This window comes from Acinetobacter sp. UBA3132 (assembly GCF_002364825.1).
In the GTDB taxonomy this organism is placed as follows: Bacteria; Pseudomonadota; Gammaproteobacteria; order Pseudomonadales; family Moraxellaceae; genus Acinetobacter; species Acinetobacter schindleri.
On sequence record NZ_DEZM01000067.1, the window covers coordinates 1 to 6,137 of the forward strand.

Annotated in this window: 2 protein-coding genes and 1 pseudogene; 2 read left to right on the forward strand and 1 reads right to left on the reverse strand. The window is 41.2% G+C overall.

The window, feature by feature from the left end:
- Together B4033_RS02980 and B4033_RS02985 are read left to right on the forward strand one after the other, a co-directional pair.
- A pseudogene (locus tag B4033_RS02980) lies at positions 1-749 on the forward strand (IS5 family transposase); the annotation flags it as partial.
- A gap of 168 nt (positions 750-917) precedes the next feature.
- A complete protein-coding gene (locus B4033_RS02985; protein WP_286831985.1) occupies positions 918-2,729 on the forward strand; it encodes a monovalent cation:proton antiporter-2 (CPA2) family protein in 1,812 nt (603 codons plus the stop codon).
- 105 nt (positions 2,730-2,834) lie between these two features.
- Here B4033_RS02985 and B4033_RS02990 read toward each other — a convergent pair.
- On the reverse strand, positions 2,835-6,137 hold a 3,303-nt coding region (locus B4033_RS02990; protein WP_286831987.1), incomplete at its 5' end, for a DEAD/DEAH box helicase.

Below are 6,137 nucleotides of genomic sequence, written 5' to 3' on the forward strand. Positions count from 1 at the left end.
ACCGCTACGATTGAGCGGAAGAAAACAAACACGTCCAAGAGTCATTGATGTCTATGAAGTATTTTGCGCATTGCTCTATATTCTAATAAGTGGATGCCAATGGAGTATGCTTCCTCGAGACTTCCCATCTAAAAGCACTGTGCATTATTACTTCTCGATTTGGAATAAAAAGTCTTCAGAAACTGAACCTAGCATACTTGAGCAAGCTTTAAAAAAATGTGGTTGGCGAGGCTCGTATCAGCAATGGATGGAAAGAACAAACGGGCTTTATCATGATTGATTCACAAAGTGTAAAAAACACAGATACTGCACGTGATAAAGGGTATGATGCTGGTAAAAAAGTTTCAGGCATTAAAAGACATATTATTGTTGATACTGAAGGTCTCCCGCATGGAATATTGGTTACGACAGCAGATCAAACAGATCGTCAAGGTGCGTTAGATACTATAACTTTGCATAAAGATAGCTTACAAAATGTAGAGGTTGTACTTGTTGATGGCGGTTATACAGGTGAACCCTTTTCTTTGGCTGTTAATAATTTAATCGGATCCCGAGTTGATGTGGTTAAACGAAGTGAATTGCATAAATTTGCAGCCATTCCACAACGCTGGGTTGTGAAAAAATGATTTGCCTGGTTAGAAAAATGTAGAAGGCTCTGGAAAAACTGTGAAAAGTACCTAAATACGAACCTTCAGTTCATTAATTTAGCCTTTTTAAAGCTACTTTTGCATAGAAAATATTCTGGATAGGTTCTAAGTGATCACCTTTAAATTTATGAAAAGCAATTACACAAAATTATTTACAGGCTCTGCAGTTGCATTAGCTTGAAGCCTGTATATATATATATTTGGCTACCTTTATCGGGTAAATTCTATACTTGAAATGTCAACAGCCCCAATACAAAATCTGAGAAATATATGAGTGCAGAAGCCATATCTATCAGCCTTTTATCCCCTGTCATATTGCTCACGGCTGCAGTGATCGCAGTCCCCTTAATCAAGCGCCTAGGATTAAGCTCGGTATTGGGATATTTAATTGCAGGATTAATTATTGGTCCATTTGGACTGGTATTTTTCTACGATTCTGCGTCTATTTTGCATATCGCTGAGCTTGGTATTGTGATGTATCTGTTTGTGATTGGACTAGAAATGCGTCCATTGTATTTATGGAGTTTAAGAAAAGAAATTTTTGGATTAGGTACATTACAAATTAGTGCCTGTTCATTGGGGTTAACGGCGGTAGGCTTGATCTATGGCTATTCTTGGCAAGTGAGTTTTGTATGTGCTGCAGGCTTTGTACTCACCTCGACTGCAATTGTGATGCAACTTTTGGGAGATCGTGGAGACATTGCTCAACCACGAGGACAAAAAATTATCTCGATCCTGCTGTTTGAAGATTTATTGATTGTCCCTTTATTGGCAATTGTCGCTTTTATCGCACCGAATCATGTTGTTGAAAGTACTTCTACGCGTTTGCAGAGCATCGGAATTGGTTTAATTTCAATTGCAGGTTTAATCGCTGCAGGCTATTGGTTGCTTAATCCTTTATTTCGCTTATTAGCCGCAGCCAAAGCCCGTGAAGTCATGACTGCAGCAGCACTCTTGGTGGTGCTCGGCGCAGCATTACTGATGCAAGTCACTGGCTTATCGATGGCAATGGGGGCATTCCTTGCAGGGGTATTACTCTCCGAATCCACTTTTCGCCATCAGATTGAAGCAGATATTGAACCGTTTCGTGGCATATTGCTCGGATTATTTTTTCTAGGTGTAGGCATGTCACTAGACCTTAACGTCGTAAAAAATAACTGGGTGTTAATCTTAAGTGCTGTACTTCTGCTGATGTTTGTCAAAGCATCCATGATTTACCTAATTGCACGCATGACCAAAAGTTCACACTCCGAAGCACTCGATCGCGCATTACTGATGGCTCAAGGAGGTGAGTTTGCTTTTGTACTCTTTACTGCCGCCATGAGTGCTCAAGTCATTAGTGCTGTTGAACGCTCAAACCTGACTGCGATTGTAGTCTTGTCAATGATTTTGACCCCGATTATTGGCTTTTTATTTAAACGTTTTACCCAAACTACAGAACAAACTTCTTTAGAAAATATCCGTATTGCCGAAGGACTTTCTGGAAAAGTATTGATGATTGGTTTCGGTCGTTTTGGACAAGTCTCCAGTCAATTACTGCTTGCTCGAGGGATTGATGTGACCATCATTGATAATGATATCGACATGATTCAAAATGCTGAAAGATTTGGATTTAAAATTTACTATGGCGATGGTTCTCGTTTAGATATTTTACATGCCTCGGGAGCAGATACGGCTGAAGCAATTGTTGTTTGCGTAGACCACAAAGAAACGACGAATAAGATTGTAGAGTTGGTGCAACATGAATTTCCTTTAACCAAGTTACTGGTTCGCTCTTATGACCGTGAGCATGCGCTGCATTTAGCAAAACAAAATGTGGATTATATGATTCGAGAAACCTTCGAGTCGGCAATGCTATTTGGCGGTGCGATTTTAGAAGAATTGGGTGTTGACCAGAGTGATGTTGAAGAAATTAGCCAAGAAATCCGAGAACGAGACAAAGAACGTTTTGAAACCGAAGTTGCAGCAGATGATGTCTATGCGGGTATCGGCTTGCAATACACAGGACCGCGTCCGACTGCACCTTTAATTACACCAAAGCACACAGGGCAAATTCTGAATGAAGATGACACTAAGCAATAATTTCACGTATTAAACCCAAATAAAAAAGAGGTCTGTGTAGATCTCTTTTTCGGTAAGCATCCGCTGAACCCCACTTTTCTTATTTTCTCAATATCCCAAACCAAACTAAAATTTCTCAAACAATTTCATCACATCATTTTCCGTCAGTTTCGCTTCTCCCTCATGATCTGTGCTTAGAATAGACTGTGCCAGTTCTGCTTTATTCTGCTGCAAGGCAATAATTTTTTCCTCTATGCTTTTATTGGTAATCAGCTTATACACAAATACCGGCTTGTCCTGTCCAATCCGCCATGCACGATCTGAAGCTTGATCTTCAGCAGCAGGGTTCCACCATGGATCATAGTGAATGACCGTATCTGCGGCAGTTAGATTCAGACCTACCCCTCCTGCTTTCAGACTGATTAAAAATACCGGCACTTGTCCAGACTGAAATGCTGTAATGACTTCATCTCGCTTTTTGGTCTTTCCAGTCAGCTTCACATAGCCAATTTCTGCGTGATAGAGCTGTTGTTCAATCAGTTCCAACATTGAGGTAAACTGAGAGAAAATAAGAATTTTTCGTCCCTCTTCCACCATTGGAACAACCATATCCATCAACTGTTCAAGTTTGGCAGAATACGCCTGCCCGGTTTTAACTGAATCCAGTTTCAGCAAGCTAGGATGACAACAGACCTGACGCAGCTTCAGCAAGGCATCTAAAATTTGGATTTGACTACGCTTAAAGCCTTTTTCTGCCACAATTTTCTGAATATTTGCCTGCATCGTGGCGCGAACAGCCTCGTATTGCTTGGATTGCTGCTCATTCATGTCAATATTGACTTCAATCGTGGTTTTTTCAGGCAGTTCCTTGGCAACGTCAGTTTTCAAACGACGTAAAATAAAGGGTTTAATGCGGTTTACCAACTTTTGCCTTAGCTGCTGATCACCGCGTTTTTCAATAGGATAGCGGTACTTTTTATTAAAGATTTCTTGTGAATATAAAAATCCTGGCATTAGAAAATAAAATAGTGCCCACAGCTCACCCAAATGATTTTCCATAGGTGTACCAGTTAGACATAGACGATGTCGCGCTGTTAATTGCCGTACTACCTGTGCAGCTTTGGCACGCGGATTTTTAATATTCTGCGCTTCATCCAGAATGAGTTGATGATATTCATATTGCTTCAGTTGCTCTTCATCTCTCGCCAAGAGCGGGTAGGTGGTTAACACAATGTCATAGTGTGAAATCTGCTCAAAATACTGATGGCGGTCGGGGCCTTGTAGCAGCAGTACCTTGAGCTCAGGGGTAAATTTTTCCGCTTCTTTGAACCAGTTATGCATCAGCGATGTGGGTGCAACAATTAAGGCGGGTCTGTCCTGCAAATGACCAGCCTGCTTTTCCATGAGTAAGTGGGCTAAAGTTTGTGCTGTTTTACCCAAGCCCATATCATCTGCCAGAATCCCGCCATGCTGGGTTTCCCTTAAAAACTGTAACCAGCCTAGGCCCTGCTGCTGGTATGGACGTAATTCCCCCTGAAAACCTTGTGGTGTCGGCAGTTGTTGCTGATAGCCTTGTTTGAATTTCTGCGCAAATTGCTGCAGGCGATTACTGACCTGCCACACCATCCCCAGATGATGCTGTAATTCTAATAGTTGACTCGCATCATAGCGATCTATGCTACGCTCTTCTTGCTGTAAAATGCTCTGCAGATGCAACAATACCGGCTTAATGTCCTTTGCGGATAAAGCCAAATCTGGTTGATCCGCTGCAGTTTTCAGGGTGAAAATGTGACTGTCATTCAGATGACCAAAAATCCGTGGATCAAGTAAATCAGGCTGTTCTTTCACCAAAACCACAAGTGCATCGAGTAAATCATAGCTATTGCCTGCACTGTCCTGAACGGTCGCCCCGATATTGAACCAGTCTTGTTGGCTTTCAGATTCAGTGATGGAAATATTTAAATTTTCAACATATTGCAGCTTAAATGGGCTGTGTTCCAGATGCTCTATCTGCCATCCAATCAATTCAATTTGATTGATGGGCATCAGCTGTTTGATCCAGTCTCCATAGAACGCAAAAACCATAGAATCAAGACGTTGTTTATCCAGTTTTAATTGCTGGTAATAATTAAGATCTTTCACCCACTTCAGTGATTCGACCAATAGCTGTAAACGCTGGATTGACTGTTGTTCCTGAACGAAGTCCCGAAGCTGTCGCACCATTTTGCCATGCTGCTCACCAATAAAACTGTCACCTGATGTAACTGCTTTTATTCGTCCGCCTACATAGGAGAATTCAATTTCGGCACAAACAGACTCTTCCCATTTCCAATCAAATTTATCTAAAACACCGAAGCGTAAAATTGGCTGGGGACTTCCCTCAAGGACATCAATATGCTGAATAAACTCGGGCTGAGGCAGATTTTTCACGTCTGAATATTGATGAGTCAGTTTCTCAAACTCTGGCAAGAGCATAGATGGAAGATCAGGCATCTGTAAAAAATGGTACAGAAGATTTGCCGTATATTCACCATATAACTGGCCCACCGTGTTCTGTTGAATATCCACATAACATGGGGGATGGCTCGCGAGAATCTGAATATGTGGATTTGATTTCAAATCGAGTCGAATATCACCATTGACCAATTCAATGTTTAAATGCTCTGTCTGTTTGTTTACACCTTGTTGCCAGATCAGTTCGATGTGATAGCCTTGTTCTGACCATTGAAGTGCAGTATGGCTCTTTTTTTGCCAGTACACATCGCCACTTTGAATAAAAGATTTGAAATGCTCCAATAAAATTCTGGAGATATCAAGATTGCTTTGATAAAAGCGTTCGTCACTGTTTATTTTGGCATAATAATAAATCTGGTTAAATAATTGTCGTTTTTGTTCAGGTAAAGTCAGATGCTTTCTGGTGATATTTTCATATTGGGTATAATAACTTTCCCCCGCAATTGAGCCGTTTTTATTGCGTCTGGCCTTCTGAACGTCAACTGTCAATTTCTTTAAGCTGACCGACTGATCTAGCAGGTAAATTAAATAATTGTTTGTTTTGACAGATTGCTCTGGTTCAGTCTGTTGTAAATACCGTTTAAAATCATTCAACCAGCGCTGCGCCTGATCATCCCCCCGTTGACGTTTTGTGATTCCCTGCGGGGATTGAGAGTCAGCATAACGCTGCTGAAATTCCTGGCGATATTCCTGAAAGAATAACCGCGCTAAAGCAGCAGCATGTTTACAGTTATATCCAACCGGACAAGTGCAGTCGTCATCGATTAAACGGTCTTTTTGAGGATTATAGGTAATTGCGGTATCGTAATAATCTGTTCCTTCAATTTGGGCATACATCGTAACCCCGTCTTTTTCCTCAAAGAACTCAATCGCTTCCCTATCAATGTGTTTAGCATAGCTCAGACTGCGCTGAAG